Source organism: Chitinophaga caeni (assembly GCF_002557795.1).
GTDB classification, from domain to species: Bacteria; Bacteroidota; Bacteroidia; order Chitinophagales; family Chitinophagaceae; genus Chitinophaga; species Chitinophaga caeni.
In genome coordinates this window covers 3,517,518-3,534,446 of record NZ_CP023777.1, presented here as the reverse complement: position 1 = coordinate 3,534,446, position 16,929 = coordinate 3,517,518, and the positions used below count along the sequence as shown (strand labels likewise).

Genomic DNA, 16,929 nt, shown 5'->3' with positions numbered 1-16,929 from the left:
ATTCATGCATGGCAAAAGATCAGGCAACTTATAATAAGAAACAAACCAAGAATGATAGGCTTATTTTTATTGTAAAACTTATCGTGTACATCGCGTTGGTGTATGTCAAGTTGAATCATGTTGATTGGTTTGCCAAATACAATTGGGTAACCAGGGTAATGGATGGCTTGATGTTCTTCCTGGGAGCTAACCTGGTTATAAGCCTGAGCAGGTTAGTATTAATTTCTTGGTATACCAGGAAACATAATCTCCCACCTTTGACAAGAGACAATTTTGTACTCGGTCTAAACAGGATATCGTCCGTATTAAATACTACGTTTATCGTGCTGAGCTTAATAATTGTGTTTGGCTATGACCTATCGCAGTTTATTACCAGCATTACAATCGTTGCGGCAGCTATCGCGATCTTGTCGAAGGATTATATTGCCAACATGATTAATGGTTTGATCATTATGTTCAGCGATCAATTATCATTGGGAGATCATATCAGGATAGATGATTATAAAGGGAAAATCTTGGATATCACCCTGGTCAATATCGTGTTGCAAAATGATGACGATGATATAGTATTGTTGCCCAATTCTGTCATCTTCACGAGCATTATCACCAACCAATCCAAACAAAACATCAAGAAGCTTTCGATAGAATTTGAACTGGATATCAAGCATGCACAATCTCCGGAAGAGCTGGAGCTGCAATTGAAAAAAGCAATTGCACCATCTATCAAGAATAATATTTCGGAACAGAGCTTCTCGCTAAAAACACTTGATATCAAGAAGGACCTGGTCAAGTTTAAAGTGCAATTATTATTACCGAATCAAAATAAGGAATTGGCTAGGACGATTAAAAGGGAATTGAATACGGCGATCATGGCGATTTCAAAAGAAATGGCGTAAATATTTTTTTATAAATGTTTGGAAATTAAATCATTCCCACTATATTTGCACTCCGTTATTGAAACGAATGGCTTTGTAGCTCAACTGAATAGAGCATCTGACTACGGATCAGAAGGTTTCAGGTTTGAATCCTGACAGAGTCACAAAAATTAAGATGGCTCCGTAGCTCAACTGAATAGAGCATTTGACTACGGATCAAAAGGTTTCAGGTTTGAATCCTGACGGAGTCACGAAAATACGGTGCCAATTCCTGCTATGGATTGGCACTTTTTTTATCCCCTGTTTCAGCGCCCGCATTTTGAACTTTCCCCATCATTGTAGAAATTTGTTAAGTATTCAAACCACCAACCACCATGGAAGATTACATCGTTGGCATAGGCAAGCGTATCAAGGAATTGCGTAAGAAAAACAATCTCACGATCCACAATATCGCTAGTAGTAGCGGTGTAAGCAACGGCTTGATTTCAAGGGTAGAAAACGGGAGAACCATCCCTTCCCTACCCGTATTAATCAGCATTATTCATTCTTTGGGAATCGATGTCCCTGGATTTTTCCAGGGCTTGCCGCAGCATGAAGAAAAGAAATATATCATAACGCGGAAATCTGAGCATAGCGTCATTGAAAAGGAAGACGAAGCCATTGGTTTTGAATACAGGTACCTTTTCGGCAAACAATTCATCTCCATAGGCTTCGAAGCCATCCTGCTAGATATTCAACCGGGATCAAAAAGGGAAAAAGTCGAAACCGATGCTTATGAAATGAAACTCATCCTTTCCGGCGATTGTTCTTATCAAATCGGTGATGACGAAGTATTGTTGCACGAAGGAGATACCTTATTTTTCGACGGCAGGGTTCCCCATGTCCCTGTCAACAACGGGAAAATACCCTGCAAAATGCTAGTAATATATTTTTTCAATAACACCCTCTCGACAACCTAAAACTTCCGAAAACAAAATTAGAAATCCTAGCAACACCTAAATCCCGGGTAGCCCGTGAACATGCAAAAGACTTTCGATACCTGTTAGCTTGTCAAAGATATAATCAGGAGCCGCGGCCTCCAATTGCAATCTACCCTGCGCCCCGCTCAATACCCCAACCGTCATACCGCAACCGGCATTCTTACCCTCCATGATATCTACATCAGAATCGCCGGCTTTTAAAACTAAAGCCGGGTTATTTATGTCAAATAATGCCATCGCCTTGAAGATCATATCCGGGTAGGGCCTGCTGCGCGCCACATCATCCGCGGTTACCAATGCATCGATGTGAGTACCGGTTTCCCAACCTAGTTTTGTCAATAATTTATGGGCAATCATCTTGCTATAACCCGTGTTCAAAACAACTTTTACGCCGCCCGCCCGCAGTTTCGCAAATAACTGTTCCACGCCATCGAAACCCTTTATTTGTACATGATCATACTGTTGCTCCAAGGTAATTTTAAACTGAGCGAATGCACGGCAAGCGATCCCTTCCGGATCTGGCAGCCCGCTAACGGAAGCCACTACATCCCTAATAGCTTGAAACTTCTCTTTACCGGCAGCATGTTTCAAAACTTCCTGCAATGACACCGGGCAGCCCTCATCCACTAAAACTTTATGTACTGTTTTGTAAACAATATTATCTTCATCTACCGTCGTTCCAGCCATATCGAAAACGACCATCTTAATGTCTTTCATTATGTATTTAATTTAAACGCTCAAGTATAATTCAATACTCCTGCAGCACTTTTCTTAGCAAATTTTTTATTAAAATACCAAGTCACGAATACTGTAATCAACAAGATACAGGAAGCCGCTTCAAGGTTCATGTTTACGAAAAAAACAGACCAGGATTGATGGAATCCCAACACCTCTTTTAAAACCAACACGGCAACACTCCCCAGGTACCCGAAGGCATCAGCCATATAAAACAAGAAGCCTACATTCCCTTTAAATTTCAAGAGGGCTACCAAACGCTCAAACACCAGGCAATGAAACAATATGTAAGGCAAATACACCCCGATGCCACTCACGATCATCCATACAACCGCGTTCATCCTACCCCAATTAAACAGCATCGTGGAGCATAACATCAACAGGGCGCTCAACATCATCAGCCACATGCCCACATTAAAAGCAGTTTTGTTGTTCCTGATTAATACGCCGGCCGATGCTACCAGCAGTACGGAAACAGCCACCGGAATTTCTGTTAATGTTACTACTTGCGGCGCTTTCGAAAAACCTTGCTCGGCCCAAAATTCAACTACGAAGTTATCCCTGAAATCCCGTACCACGGTTAGCACGATATATATCGCGACCAAACCGAAATAACCGGTGCCATTTTGGATCAAAAATTGCCTGCGATCTTCACGGTACATGGGTACCCTTTGCACACGTTCTCGGATATCGGAATCATCCGGCGCCCCTGTCCTATTTAACACCCAAACAGATAACAGGAAAAGTGGAAAAAATAGTAAACCCGTCAAAAAGGGCACCTGGTACTCACCCAAGTTAAAATCTTGCATCAATACCAAGCCCGTGGTTTTTACCAATCCGGTGGAAAAAATAAATGTCGCGCTCAAGGCAGCTGCCAGCAGCTCGGTATTCTTCCTTCCCTCGATGAATGAAAAGACGATTCCGAATACGATTCCCAATGATAAGCCATTAAGAAACAAAGCTGCTACTTTAACAAGCCCCGGGCCCCAGGCAAATACCGCGAGCATCAACAAGCCGAATGAGACCAGCCCGGTCAACCAGGAAACCCTATGCTCCTTCTTCATTTCCGACACGATCCTGATCCCGAAAAACTTCGACAGCATATACCCTAATACCTGGCTTAACACCAAGATCGTCTTGGCATCCAAACCATACCCAAAGTCCAGCCCGGTAAATTGACCTGCCAAGAAGGATTTCCTAACGGCATACATTCCCGTATAACAAATAAATACGGCAATTATCAAATATGCACTCGACCAATTTTTACTATTTGTAAAATTAAATATTTTATTGAACATTTCTTCCATTTCCTTTTAACAGCCATAAAATTAATACTACAAAGCACAAAGCATGTTAACTGAATATGAACTAATAGTTAAATAATTTTACTATTAGTAAATTTATTTTCAATTAGGGGCTCAATATTTTACCTTTGATTCAATCAATTTCAAGACTTATCAATATGTGTAATCCAAGCCCTGCATATGCAACCTCGATGGTATTTAGCGACGTAGGAAAACCATTAGAAGCGGTAACGATACCCATCCCAACCACCTCGAACGAAGAAGTGCTGGTTAAAATAGAATACACCACGATCTGCACGAGCGATGTCCATACTTACCTCGGAAGACGTCATGGCCCCATGCCTTGCGTTTTGGGACATGAAATTATCGGTAGAATTACCGCGAAAGGAACGGGCATAGATACCGACTTCGCAGGTGAAAATTTGCAGGTTGGCGACCTGGTTACCTGGTGCGTGTATGCATTCGATCCCCATGGAAACACGATGGCCTTGAGGGGCATGCCGCAAAAATCACCGGGCTTATATAAATATGGACATCAAGAATTTACCTTGGAAGATGGATTGAACGGGGGTTTCTCAACGCATTGTGTATTGAAAAAAGGGACGGCCATTTTCAAATTACCGGGGAGCCTAACACCCCGGGAGGCGGCCCCGATCAACTGCACCCATGCTACTATAGCCGGGGCCCTTCGCCTTGCAGGAAATGTGAAAAACAAAAATGTGCTGGTTACCGGATGCGGCATGCTTGGCCTTTCAGCATGTGCAATGTCCAAAGAAGCTGCGGCGGCCAAGGTGGTAGCGATGGATATTAACCGGGGAAGATTGGAAATGGCTACAAGATTCGGTGCAGAAAACACCCCGGTTACCAAAGAATTTGATATCGTAATTGATACAACCGGCGTTCCCGCCGTAATGGAAAGAGGCTTATCGTGTTTAAATACAGGGGGAACCGCCGTTTGGGTGGGCGCTGTATATTCCCAACCTGCCACCCTTGTAAATGCTGAAATGATCGTTAAAAATTTATTAACTATTAAAGGTCTTCATAACTACACGCCGGATGACTTGGCCCAAGCCATAAACTTTATAAAAAAACATCGACGAAAATATCCTTTTGACGGCTTAGTAGGCAAGGAATTTCCTTTGGAGCAAATTGACGAAGCTTTGCAGCAAGCGACGCGGGGACAATATTACAGGCTGGGAATCTGTTCTTAAACAGGTTTAGGGATTTTACTACGGTCAATAAAATGGCAAATCTCGAAAGTTGTAAGTTGATCAACAATGATTTCTTATATTCGAATAACGTTACTTTCAATATAATGCCATTTTTTATAACTACATTCAAATTCTATGAAGATCATTTATACAAGTCTCCTACTCGCCTTTGTTACGTTTTTATGCAGTAGTAAGGCGCAGGCGCAGCAAAAAGACAGCCTATTGAGCCAGCTTTCCGTAAAGTGGCAAAACGCAACGGGTTACGCGTTAAAAATGGCGGAATTAATGCCGGAGGAATATTACGATTTCAAACCGGTGCCAGAACAAATGAGCTTTAAAGAACAAATGGTACATATCGCCCAAAATATACAATGGCTTTCCAACAGTTATTTAATGAATGGCGGGACTGTTCCTAAACTCGATGCCGAAAATCTTGATAAAGCCGGTGTGATCCAAGTGTTGAAAGATGCTTATGCCAGCGGACTGAAAGCACATCAACAATTGCAAGCCTCCGAACTTGATGACATCGTGAAGTTCTTCGCGGGACCTAAAACAAAGCGGCAGATACTGATACTCTTACACGACCACCAATCACATCACTTGGGGCAAGTGATCGTTTATTTAAGGTTAAAAGGAATCAAACCACCTCCCTACATAGGTTGGTAATCATTTAAATTCGAAAAATTATTTATCTTTTATAAAATCATGATCCCATGAAATACTTCATTGCCCCTATATTCGGGATGACGCTTACGTTTTGTGCATGTAATCAAGATCGTATCCCGGCAGAAGATACCGTGAACACGCATTCTGCATTGATCAATGAATATTTCGATAACTTCAACCAACATGATTGGAAAAGTATGGCAGCTATGTACAGTGACACCGCGGCTTTCAAGGACCCATCATTGGGCCAGGGATTAGTGTATCAAACACATGAACAAATTATACACAAATACACGGCGTTACAACAAGGCATACCCGATGTAAATGATACTATCATCAATATGTATCCATCGGGCGATGATTATATGATCGTAGAATTTATCTCCCGTGGCACATTACCTGACAGTACCACGTTTACACTGCCTATCTGCTCAATATTTAAGATAGAGAACGGGAAGATCACCAATGACTTTACCTATTACAATAATTCCGGCGAAAAATAATATTACATATCCAGGGCCGCCGCTTGTGCTTCTTGCAATTCATCGATGAAAGGCAATTGTTCCTGGATCGAACTACTGATAACGGTTTGAATGTAATTCTCTAATTGCATGAATTTGGCGGCTCCTTTACCCCCGATCGCTTTACTAAAACGCTTTAAGTATTTCTTATTCAGCTTTTCGGCGGCTAGCTTATTCTTGATGGCCCTGTTGGCCAAGTTGATTGCCTCGGCATCATTTAATGTTTTATATTCATCTGCATAGTCCTTCAAGATATTCAACCGGTTATTGATAATTCCTTTACGGCTATTTTCATATTTATCATAGACTTTCCAAAAAGCGCCCCCCTTCGTGGAATCCAACTTCATATACTCCTTGATAAGGTCTCTTTTCGCTTTCTTCTATATCGCTTGTACAATAGCGAGTTCATCCTCGCTCCCACTGGAAGATTGTTGGGCCGATACCCAATTGGGGATCAACAACATGCATAATATCCCCGACAGAAAAACTAACTTTCCCATGGCGCATTGTTTTATTTGATATTAACAAAGGCCGCTTTGTAAATGTTTTGATGTTTAACGACTTATGTCATATGCTAATAAATTTTACACTTTATACAGCCCGCATTATTGAACAATCCCCTTTTGCAACACGTTATAATACAGATAGTTTAAGTGTAAAAACCTTTAGCAATGGAAAATGTAATAGTAGCCTCCTACGCCAAGAAGGAATCTGCCCACGACGCCTGGCAACATTTAAAAGATTTACAGGAAATTCATGATATCATCATCTACAGGAAAGTATTGTTAAAAGTTCTTGACGGCCAGGAAATAAAAGTATTAACGGATACCGATGATCCGGAGGAAGGATGGCGTACGATTACCGGTACTGCCATAGGTGGTTTAGTTGGATTATTAGGAGGCCCGATTGGCGTTGTTATCGGCGCTACCTTCGGCATGCTTGTTGGAGCCTACGGAGAGGTACAGGCTTTCGATATTTCAGAGGAATTTGTTTCTGAATTAAAAAAAAGAGCGAACCCGGGGAGCTACATCATTATCTTGGACGCCGATGAAGAGGAGCCCGTTTTCCTGGATAGCTATTTGGAGAAAGGGGCACAAAATGTAGTGCGGATGCCGGTAGACAAAGTTTATGACGAGTATATAGCCAAATCGGAAGAAGAGGAAAGAAACCTAGTGGAACAAGCAGAAAAGGAATTCAAACAAGCATTAAGAAGGGATGACAGCGAGGTGGATGATCAAAACCGGGTGAGCTTGAAAACACAGGCGAGCCCCGAATTACAGGAAAAGATGGAATACCTCGAAGGCTTGAGAAAGGACACCCGTTACAAATTATCCCAGGTAGAGAATAAAATTGCAAAAACACCCGGCAACGCGCTGGAAAAATGGCATCGCCAAAAAGAAAGATTCTTACCTGGATCCAATTCTAAATAATAATCATTCGATACAACCATGAAATCAAGCGAAAGAAAAAAGATGATCGCCGGAATTATCCTGGGAGCCTCCGTAGGCGCTTTTATCGGCTTCCTGCTTTCCTGTGATAAAGGCCGGAACATGGTACGGAAAATGAAGAAATTGCCCGGGATGGCGGCAGATGAATTAGAAAAGTTCGCCAACCCCATTGATGACAAAGAGATTCATGTTGATACCCCCCTGGAACATATACCGTAAACCCAAAGTATTTTAATTATGGACACGAAAGCAAAAATTTTAGCAAGCGCATTAGTAGGCACCGCGGTAGGAACCTTGATCGGCTATGCATGCACGCAAAGCGATCATAAGAAAGCCATCAAGAAGTTAAAACAGTGGATCGGCTTCGCAGGAATGAACGGAAACGATATTTCAAAATCGATAGCCCGCCTTGAAAAAATGCAGCAACAAACCATGAACAAGTACAAAGAATTGGCAGATAACCTTGAAAAAAAATTAAAATCCTCGTAAATTAATCCAATTATCAGTACTTACGAACCCCTTAATGTAAAAAACCTATATGAATAATTTGCCAATTACAGTCCGCAGGTCAATTGAACTGATGGGATTAGCATTGTTATGCTATATCCTGATAGTGGGAAATGGTATCATCACCCCGATCTTGCTCTCCTTTTTCCTATGCCTTGTTATTTTGCCAATATTTAGGAAGTTACGTTCATGGAAAGTACCCGAAGTGCTGAGTATCTTGATCTGTATTATCTTCCTTTTAATGTTGCTGGCCTTATTGATTTGGTTTTTCACCTCGCAAATTGCGGCCCTGGCAAGGGATTTTCCGAAGTTACAATCCAACATTACCGGCTACATCAATTCTATCAGCGCGTGGATTAATGAGAAAACAGATTTTACGACGGAGAAACAGCTGGAAATGATTAACAATGAAAGCCGTAACCTCGTCGGGTACGCCGGGAATATCCTGGGTACCGCCGCTTCGTCTATCAGTGGCTTGGTCGTTTTACTTGGCCTCGTACCATTGTATGTTTTCCTGATGATGTATTACAGGATATTAATTCTCAAATTCCTTTATATGTGGTTCCCACTGGAGCGTCATGGCACACTAACAAAAACGATCAAAGAAACGGAAAATGTCATGAAAAGCTACCTGGTTGGATTATCGATAGAAATTATTTACATGACGGTCCTGATCGGGGCCCTTTTATATTTCTTCGGATTTAAACATGCCTTACTCATAGGGGTCATTGTTGCGATCCTCAATTTAATCCCTTACATAGGCCCGTTTATTGGCAATGTTCTCGCTATATTGTTGACGCTCACCACGACAGATGACTTGTGGGCAATTTTGAAAGTAATCGCGATCATATACGTTGTGCAGCTTATAGACAATAATATATTAATGCCCAAGATCGTGGGCGGGCAAATTAAGATCAATGCTTTGGCTACCATCCTGGGTGTAATTATCGGCGGGGCGATCGCCGGGGTTCCGGGCATGTTCATGTCACTACCTGTCCTTGCTATCCTGAAAATCATCTTCAGTAACTCGGAGAAGTTCAAACATTGGGGACTATTATTAGGCGATGACAGGCCGGAAAGGAACCCGATGAAAACATGATAGTTACAAACCTAGTTCCGTTGTAAGTACTGGCTTCCAACCGGCTTCTTTCAATATTGATAACATGTACTTGATGAGCTCCATCTCCTTGGCAATGGAGATACCTGGTTCGCATTTTACCAATAAATAAAAGGGGTAAGCAGCGTACTTGGGCTGCAACATGCTCTCTTTATTCTTAACCAGGCACATGCTGATGTCTGAAAGATCTACCTGTTGGTATTCACCTCCTAAAGATTCGGCATATTTTTTCTCGTTCCTTAAAAATTCTGTTAACGGTTCCGTCTGATGCTGAAACTTAGCGCCCAGCAAATTAGACAGTTCATCGAATAGATCAACTGCCTGGATAAATATATAGTACACGCTTTTATGTCTTTGTTAGTTAAGCCAATGAGGCATTCGCCTTGGTAATTTCCGAAAGGCTTACAAACACAGCAAATTTTATTCCAATCAACACATTAATTTACATATCAATAAAAAACGCCCACTGGAAAACCAGCGGGCGCATCTGTTTTGAGTATTATCAATTTAATATTCCACGTGGTAATCTTTCTTAAACGGTTCGCTGCTCCATGCTTTCACGCTGGTCCATTTTTCAGCGGGCGAGGTCCAGAATTCGTTATCGGCAGGTAAACCCAATGGTAAGAAACTTAAAGTTGCCATGTATAAACTACCGGTAGATGTATAATAATCCGCGATATTGGGTTGACTTCCGCAAAAGCCCAGCACCAACCATCCTTTCTCGTTGAAATTATTACAGTAATCGTACATCTTGTGATATACCGCTGTCAGGGCGCAGCGGGCGGATGCAGGGGAAATATGTTCCGGCAACTGCTGCATCAGCGCTACTTGAGCCAATGCTTGGAAGGCACCCGTACGGTAAGTAATGGATCTGCCATAAGCAGGATAGGTACCATCCGGGGAAATCATCCTTTCATTAAACTCCGCGTACCGTATCATGCGTTTCAAAGCTTGGTCGTATTCAGATTTACCGATCTTTTTCCTATCCAGCAACACTTTAAACATCTCTACCAGCATCGGGTGTATCACGTATGAATTGTAATAATCCATGCTAAAGGCAGGACCGTCGCTGTAAAAACCATCCCCTACATACCATTCTTCGATCTTTCTGCGGGCAAATTCTATCCTGGAGGGATCTTCCTGGGCGCCTACTTTTAATAAGAACGCCTCGTTGATTCCCGCGAAAAGTAACCAGTTATTATAAGCGCCGGAACGGGTGCGAAGCGCTTTAAACTCTTCAATCACGCGCAACTTCGTCAATGAATCCAACGGTTCCCATAAGGCTTGCGGGGCGCGTAGGAAACCTAATGCCATGTATGCAGCGTCCACGATAGGTTGGTAATCGGTTCTGAAATTCAAATAATCCGGGCTTTGCGGATCAACCGCTTTGGCGATGCCTTTTAATAGGGCATCTCTTAATTCCTTTCTCATCTTACTTTCCGCCGTATTGTCATCTGGCAAAGCTAACCAGGGAGCAATCCCTGCCATGGTTCTACCAACTGCTTCCAAGTAAGTAACCCTTTCGTATTTTTTAGCGTAACCTTTCGGTGTTTCAACCGGCATGTTTTGCTTTAATGTCCCCTTGGCCAAGTTAAACACGACTGGCGATGCCATTTTGTATAATATTTTACACCAGTAAGCCCTGTCTTCACTACCGGTTGTTTGGCTGGGCACGGCTGATGATGTTGTTATTCTTGCCCTGTTCTTCTTTTGGGAAAAAGCAACGGTTCGCATCATTACGATGCAAAAGAGTAGCCATAATACATTCTTAAAGTTGATCATGCTTTGTACTTTAAAATTCTTTATGCGTACAAATTACACTTTATAGAACGTACGGAGGACTACTATTTTCGCAAAAACTACTAGGATTTGAATAAAAATTAAGAACGGGATTAAATTGAATTATTGAAAACGGCCGCTATCTATTACTTCTTGCAATTTTGCCAAAGCAGCTGCCGCGATATCATTGGCCTGTTGAAGCCAAGCCTGGAATTGCCCGGGATCCTCTGTTTCCTGTGTTTCAATTTGTTTAGCTACCTTGGCCAGGTCGGGCATACCTACCATGGAAGCAGTCCCGAACAACTTGTGCCCAACTGCCCTGGCGTTTATAAAATCGCCGGCATGCACAAATTCATTTAACCGTTCCATAGACTTGCCTACTTCCGATTTGGAAAGTTCCAGCATATCCTTACTGACATTCTCTTCACCCATGTATTGTATCAATACATTTAGGTCAAATATTGAATCCTGTAATTCCATTGTTTTTTGAGTGCTTGTTTGGCTTAGGGTTGTCCCGGGTAACCATTTTTTAAACATGTTGGCAATTTCTTCTTCCACGACGGGTTTGGCTAAAAAGTCATCCATACCAGCTAACAAACATTTTTCTTTTTCCCCGGCAATACTTCCGGCAGTTAGTGCAATAATAGGGATTTTCTTAGCGCCCTCAATGTTACGAATTTCTTTCGTAGTATCATAACCGTTCATGCCGGGTATCTGGATATCCATCAGGATGATATCAGGTACCAACCTTTTATATTGAGCCAATGCGTCGATACCATCGGTGGATTCAATTATATTAGCATGCGGGGCAAACTTGTTAATGATCGCCTTGGTTAACAGCATGTTGACTTCATTATCTTCAACAACCATCACCGTGAAAGTGCTGTTGGTGGAATCTGCCGATTTAACTTCCGCCTTAGCTTCGTCTTCATTTTGGCGGAACAACTTGGGCAATATTCCAAAAAGCTCCTGCATTTTAACCGGTTTCACCAAGCGGTGTTTCAGTCCCAGCCGCTCTGAATTTTTAATAATCCCCTCATCGTCGGCGCTACTGTGTAACAAGATGAAATGTTGGCAAGCACCGGGGAAATGCTTCTTGATTTTCTCAATGGTTTCTAAACCATCCATCAATGGCATGTGGTAGTCCATGACAACAATATCATAATTCATACCGTTTGAAAACAACCGTAAAGCTTCCAATCCATTTTCCGCTTGATCCGATAAAATCTGCTTGTACGCAAACATCTCCCGGAGAAGTTCCCTGTTATGCGGATTATCATCCACGATTAGCACCCGTTGAACCGGTAGCGGGTCGATCCAGGTCAACGGCTGCCCGGCCTCGGCTTTTATTGCCAGGTCAAAATAAAACCGGCTCCCCTTTCCAACGGTACTTTCAAGCTGTAAGTGGCTGTCCATCAATGCGAGCAGCTTATTTGAAATCGTCAGTCCAATGCCGGTTCCCCCGTATTTCTTGGTAGTGGAAGGATCTTCTTGGGAGAAAGCTTCGAAGATTTTCTCCAATTTATCTTCATGAATACCGATACCGGTGTCTTTCACTTCGAAACGTAATTCTAAACTCGATCCGTCCCATTCTTTTAACGGTTGAATGCTCAAGGTAATCTCGCCTTTCTCTGTAAACTTGGCAGCGTTGCTTAGCAGGTTCACCAGTACTTGTTTAAGTCTTAACGAATCGACATAAATATACCTCGGCAAAGTAGCGCTGATGTCTAGCAATACTTCCACTCCTTTTTTCTGCGTCGGGTAAGCAATGATATCTGCCGCCTGGCTCCCCAATTCAAAAATATCGGCTTTCTCCACGTCCAGCTCGAACTTCCCGGCTTCGATCTTCGATAGATCCAGGATGTCATTGATGATGCTCATCAAGACATTTGCGGATTGATTCACGATAGCCAAGTGTTGTTTTTGCGTTGGACTTAACTGTGTTTTAAGCACCAGGTCCGTGAACCCGATTATACCGTTTAACGGGGTGCGGATTTCATGGCTCATATTAGCCAAAAATTCCGATTTGGCCTGGCTCCCCCTTTCGGCATTCATTTTCGCCAAACGCAATTCTTCCCGCTGCTTGATGATTAGGCTGATATCTTGCGTAAACATCATGATCCCCCCTATCTTACCATCCAGTTGATACCAGGGTCTAACTTCCCAGCGCAAGTACTGATCTTGATCCCATCCCAATGGCCTCCAGCGATCTTCACGGCTTTGCAGTACTTCGCCCTGTAAAGCCCGCGCATGAATCTCCTTCCAGCGATTTTCTATATTCGGAAATACTTCGTAATGCGACTTACCGATGATATCCCCGGTAATTTGGTAATCTTCGTACCAACGATCACTGACAACAAGGTACTTTAAGTCATTATCGAACATTGCAACGGCTGCAGGCGCGTGTTCTACGAATGCCATGAGCCGAGCTTTTTCCGACAGCAACTCTTCCCGCGCTTTTTTCTTCTCGGTGATATCGGTTGCAATACCGAGGTAACCGATCACATTCTGTTGGGTATCTTTGATCGCTGTTATTACCAAGGTGACATCGCAGGTACTACCATCTTTGCGGATGAAAGTCCAATCCTTTTCAGCGATACCGTTCAGGATGGCCTCGTATACGAACACGTCGAAGCCCTTGATATCCATTTTATATTTTTTCGACATCTCCGCGCCTTCCATCAATATTTCCGACTCCATATGCAGCGAGGCCGGCGAATGCTTCCCGATCATTTCATCGGCTTTATAGCCGAGCATTTTTTCGGCCCCACTATTAAATACCGTGATGATTCCTTCCGTATCCGTAGCGATGATACTAACAGAAATGGCCGCATCCAATACATCATTCAGCAACTTCCGGGATTCAGCCATCGCTATTTCGGACCGTTTACGCTGGTCAATATCCTGCAATGTGCCATATAATCTTTTACACACCCCGTTTTCAAACTCTGCTTCCCCCTTCGCCCTGACCCATTTTTCTTCTCCCAAGGCATCAACCATGAGCAGCTCCAGTTCGTAAGGCAACCCTTGCATGATGGCTTGATTAATCGCGGTGCTTAACTGGGATGCGCTGGCAGGTTTATAAAAGTTGATGGCAGACTCGATACTGGGCACATAATTTTCCGGCACTTCGTGTATTTCACGCGTTACTTCCGACCAATAAACTTTACCTCCCGGGTATTCGACCATCCATGAGCCTATCCTGGCAATTTTATTGGTCAATTTTAATAACTCACCGGTTCTTTCCAATTCTTTCTGGAGATAAAACCGTTCCGTGATATCGATAGCGTTCGCGATAACATAGGAGTCGCTCCCAGGCTTAATTTCCAATATATTGTTATATAACCAAATTTTGCGGCTTCCATCCTTGTGCAAGGTGATCATTTGGCCCTTAGCAGTCCCTTCTTCCTGGATCACGCGGAGGTACTCAACCACTTCAGCATGAAGTTCGGCCGGAACAATATCAAAAAGGCTCATCTTCAATATTTCTTTCAGGGTATAACCTAACAAGGAAGCCCCGGCAAGGTTTGCGGATATGAACCTGCCTTCGAGATCATGTGTAGCCATGAGCCCTTGAGAATGCTCGAAGAATATCTTTAATTTTTGCTTGCTATCAATTAACTGCTCTTCTTTACGTTGCTCATCCGTTACATCCCTGGCAATACCGTATATATTACCCACTTTAGGTTCTGGTGTTAAAACCCATTGCAGCAGCTTATAATCACCCGACTTGGTTTTAAACCTAACTCTCACGTTATTTAAAGTCTTCCCTTCCTTCAAAAATTTGAAAACCTGCTCACCCTTGTGCGAGTCAACCGGGTGAATAAAATCGTGGTATGATTTTTTAAAAAATTCGGATAGCGGCCAACCAAGGATGCGGCTGAATGCGGGGTTTACCTTTTGGAAACAGCCGTCAAAACTAGCTACGCAGATCATATCATCCGCTTGTTCGAACAGGTTGGTATAATTCAGTAATTCGTCCCTTTGCTTACCCGCCACGATCAATGCCACTACCTGGTCGGCCAACAATTGCAGTTGCCTTCGTTGTTCGCTGCTTAATTGCCCGGGACTATAATCCATCACGCAAAATGATCCTAAAGCGAATCCTTGCGGGTCAATCAAGGGCACCCCGGCATAAAAGCGGATCGCTTTTTTTCCCTTGGCGGGCGGCAGATCTTTCAACCTTGGATCTTCCCGGGTATCCCCGACTTCCATCAATTCTTTTCCCATGATGGTATATTGGCAGAAAGACACATCCCTTGGCGTAGATTCGACATCGATGCCTATTTTCGATTTCAACCACTGTACTTGGTCATCGATCAACGTAATTAGCGAAACGGGCATCTTACAAATCAAGGAAGCCAATTCGGTTAATTTATCAAATGAAGGATCCATTTTAGAATACAAGATATTATAGCTTCTCAAAGCCTTCAAACGCTCCTTCTCATTTTTGGGAATCGGGAATTTTTGCATAATCTCTTTCACCGGCGGTGATTATTTTTCATTGGAAATGGTGCAATTGTTTTGGATTCGCTTGATTAAAATGCTCCGCCTATCATAAAAATAATCAGCTACGCTGACACGGCGAAATTTCAAGCCAAGAGTTTTACAAATATTGTTTAAACGGGATGATAAAAAAGGTTCACCGGTTAGTCTAATTTAATTACACAACCCTTTAAAAAATCGATTTTGCAAAAATTCTTTGCCCTAAAAAAGTATTAAGTATCCTCCTGATTATTTATCTTGTACCCATGATCCAAATAATAAAGAAAAAAATAATATTAGGTCTTGCCGGCACCATGCTGCTGTCTTGCACTATCCAAGATAGCTCAGCGCAACAAAAAACATCGGGCAATCCCTTATTTCCAGGCTGGTACGCTGATCCCGAGGTAGCTAAGTTCGATACTGCTTACTGGATATTTCCTACCTACTCTGATATTTACGAAAAACAAGTGTTTTTCGATGCTTTCTCGTCTAAAGACCTCGTGCATTGGAATAAGCATCCCCGAATTTTAGACTCCAGCGCCATCAAATGGGCCAATAGGGCCATGTGGGCGCCGGCTGTTATTGAAAAAGACGGAAAATATTTCTTCTTTTTCGGTGCGAACGACATACAAGACCCCAGCCGTGATTACGGGGGCATCGGGGTTGCCGTGGCAGATCAACCTGCCGGTCCATACAAGGACTACCTCGGCAAACCGCTAATCGACAAGTTATACAACGGTGCGCAACCGATCGACCAGTTCGTGTTCCATGATAAGGATGGGCAATATTATATTTACTACGGGGGTTGGGGACATTGCAATGTTGCCAAGCTAAATAATGACTTTACCGGTTTCGAACCTTTTGAAGATGGGAGCTACTTCAAGGAAATCACCCCTGAAAAATACGTGGAAGGCCCCTTCATGTTCATACGTGGCGGTAAATACTATTTCATGTGGTCGGAAGGTGGCTGGGGCGGCCCGGATTATTCTGTCGCTTACGCTATCGCGGACTCCCCAATGGGGCCCTTCAAAAGGATCGGGAAAATTTTACAACAAGATCCTAAAATCGCGACGGGCGCCGGTCACCATTCAATACTGCATGAAGAAAAAAGTGACAAATGGTTTATTATTTACCACCGCCGTCCTTTAGGGGAAACTCACGCCAACCACAGGGCTACCTGTATTGATGAGATGCATTTCGATGCCAAGGGGAATATCTTGCCGGTTAAGATTACGTTTAGCGGCGTGAAGCCATTGCCATTATCATCGAATTAACTTATTCTTTAGAAAAGATGTTGTTAA

16 protein-coding genes and 2 tRNA genes are annotated in these 16,929 nt (G+C 42.9%); 12 read left to right on the top strand and 6 right to left on the bottom strand.

Annotation, left to right across the window (positions count from 1 at the left end):
* Window positions 1–8: 8 nt before the first annotated feature.
* The 4 genes from COR50_RS14930 to COR50_RS14915 all read left to right on the top strand — a co-directional run bounded on the left by COR50_RS14930 (window position 9) and on the right by COR50_RS14915 (window position 1,834).
* A complete protein-coding gene (locus tag COR50_RS14930) occupies window positions 9–896 on the top strand; it encodes a mechanosensitive ion channel family protein (RefSeq protein ID WP_098194725.1) in 888 nt (295 codons plus the stop codon).
* Window positions 897–965: 69 nt separating this feature from the next.
* Window positions 966–1,039, top strand: a tRNA-Arg gene (locus tag COR50_RS14925).
* Window positions 1,040–1,052: 13 nt separating this feature from the next.
* Window positions 1,053–1,126, top strand: a tRNA-Arg gene (locus COR50_RS14920).
* Window positions 1,127–1,249: 123 nt separating this feature from the next.
* Window positions 1,250–1,834: a helix-turn-helix domain-containing protein gene (locus tag COR50_RS14915; protein WP_098194724.1), complete on the top strand. Its 585-nt coding sequence runs from the start codon at window positions 1,250–1,252 to the stop codon at window positions 1,832–1,834.
* A 36-nt stretch (window positions 1,835–1,870) separates the two neighbouring features.
* On the opposite strand, the gene COR50_RS14910 is transcribed toward COR50_RS14915, so the two are convergent.
* Together COR50_RS14910 and COR50_RS14905 are read right to left on the bottom strand one after the other, a co-directional pair.
* Window positions 1,871–2,572: a phosphonatase-like hydrolase gene (locus COR50_RS14910; RefSeq protein WP_098194723.1), complete on the bottom strand. Its 702-nt coding sequence runs from the start codon at window positions 2,570–2,572 to the stop codon at window positions 1,871–1,873.
* Window positions 2,573–2,592: 20 nt separating this feature from the next.
* Window positions 2,593–3,834, bottom strand: coding sequence for a DUF5690 family protein (locus COR50_RS14905; protein WP_198405662.1), 1,242 nt, complete (start codon window positions 3,832–3,834; stop codon window positions 2,593–2,595).
* Between the two features lie 218 nt (window positions 3,835–4,052).
* On the opposite strand from COR50_RS14905, the gene COR50_RS14900 reads away from it, so the two are divergent.
* The 3 genes from COR50_RS14900 to COR50_RS14890 all read left to right on the top strand — a co-directional run bounded on the left by COR50_RS14900 (window position 4,053) and on the right by COR50_RS14890 (window position 6,274).
* Window positions 4,053–5,105, top strand: coding sequence for a zinc-binding dehydrogenase (locus tag COR50_RS14900; protein WP_098194722.1), 1,053 nt, complete (start codon window positions 4,053–4,055; stop codon window positions 5,103–5,105).
* Window positions 5,106–5,240: 135 nt separating this feature from the next.
* On the top strand, window positions 5,241–5,771 hold the full coding sequence (locus COR50_RS14895; RefSeq protein WP_098194721.1) for a DinB family protein: 531 nt from the start codon (window positions 5,241–5,243) through the stop codon (window positions 5,769–5,771).
* Window positions 5,772–5,818: 47 nt separating this feature from the next.
* Entirely contained in the window at window positions 5,819–6,274 is a 456-nt protein-coding gene (locus COR50_RS14890; protein ID WP_198405661.1) for a nuclear transport factor 2 family protein, read from the top strand.
* A gap of 2 nt (window positions 6,275–6,276) precedes the next feature.
* On the opposite strand, the gene COR50_RS14885 is transcribed toward COR50_RS14890, so the two are convergent.
* Entirely contained in the window at window positions 6,277–6,639 is a 363-nt protein-coding gene (locus COR50_RS14885) for a hypothetical protein (protein ID WP_098194720.1), read from the bottom strand.
* 324 nt (window positions 6,640–6,963) lie between these two features.
* On the opposite strand from COR50_RS14885, the gene COR50_RS14880 reads away from it, so the two are divergent.
* Genes COR50_RS14880 through COR50_RS14865 form a run of 4 tightly spaced genes read left to right on the top strand, consistent with a single transcriptional unit; the run spans window position 6,964 to window position 9,346 of the window.
* A complete protein-coding gene (locus COR50_RS14880; protein WP_098194719.1) occupies window positions 6,964–7,722 on the top strand; it encodes a DUF1269 domain-containing protein in 759 nt (252 codons plus the stop codon).
* An 18-nt stretch (window positions 7,723–7,740) separates the two neighbouring features.
* On the top strand, window positions 7,741–7,959 hold the full coding sequence (locus COR50_RS14875) for a YtxH domain-containing protein (RefSeq protein ID WP_098194718.1): 219 nt from the start codon (window positions 7,741–7,743) through the stop codon (window positions 7,957–7,959).
* An 18-nt stretch (window positions 7,960–7,977) separates the two neighbouring features.
* Entirely contained in the window at window positions 7,978–8,229 is a 252-nt protein-coding gene (locus COR50_RS14870) for a hypothetical protein (RefSeq protein WP_098194717.1), read from the top strand.
* A 49-nt stretch (window positions 8,230–8,278) separates the two neighbouring features.
* Window positions 8,279–9,346: an AI-2E family transporter gene (locus COR50_RS14865; RefSeq protein ID WP_098194716.1), complete on the top strand. Its 1,068-nt coding sequence runs from the start codon at window positions 8,279–8,281 to the stop codon at window positions 9,344–9,346.
* 3 nt (window positions 9,347–9,349) lie between these two features.
* Here COR50_RS14865 and COR50_RS14860 read toward each other — a convergent pair whose 3' ends face one another.
* The 3 genes from COR50_RS14860 to COR50_RS14850 form a co-directional block, all read right to left on the bottom strand.
* Entirely contained in the window at window positions 9,350–9,706 is a 357-nt protein-coding gene (locus COR50_RS14860) for a hypothetical protein (protein WP_098194715.1), read from the bottom strand.
* Between the two features lie 165 nt (window positions 9,707–9,871).
* Entirely contained in the window at window positions 9,872–11,146 is a 1,275-nt protein-coding gene (locus tag COR50_RS14855; RefSeq protein ID WP_232516176.1) for a DUF2264 domain-containing protein, read from the bottom strand.
* Between the two features lie 120 nt (window positions 11,147–11,266).
* Complete coding sequence (locus tag COR50_RS14850; protein ID WP_157760892.1) at window positions 11,267–15,628, bottom strand: PAS domain S-box protein; 4,362 nt, start codon at window positions 15,626–15,628, stop codon at window positions 11,267–11,269.
* A 266-nt stretch (window positions 15,629–15,894) separates the two neighbouring features.
* Between COR50_RS14850 and COR50_RS14845 the strand changes: the two genes are divergently transcribed.
* Window positions 15,895–16,902, top strand: coding sequence for a glycoside hydrolase family 43 protein (locus COR50_RS14845; RefSeq protein ID WP_098194713.1), 1,008 nt, complete (start codon window positions 15,895–15,897; stop codon window positions 16,900–16,902).
* Window positions 16,903–16,929 lie beyond the last annotated feature (27 nt).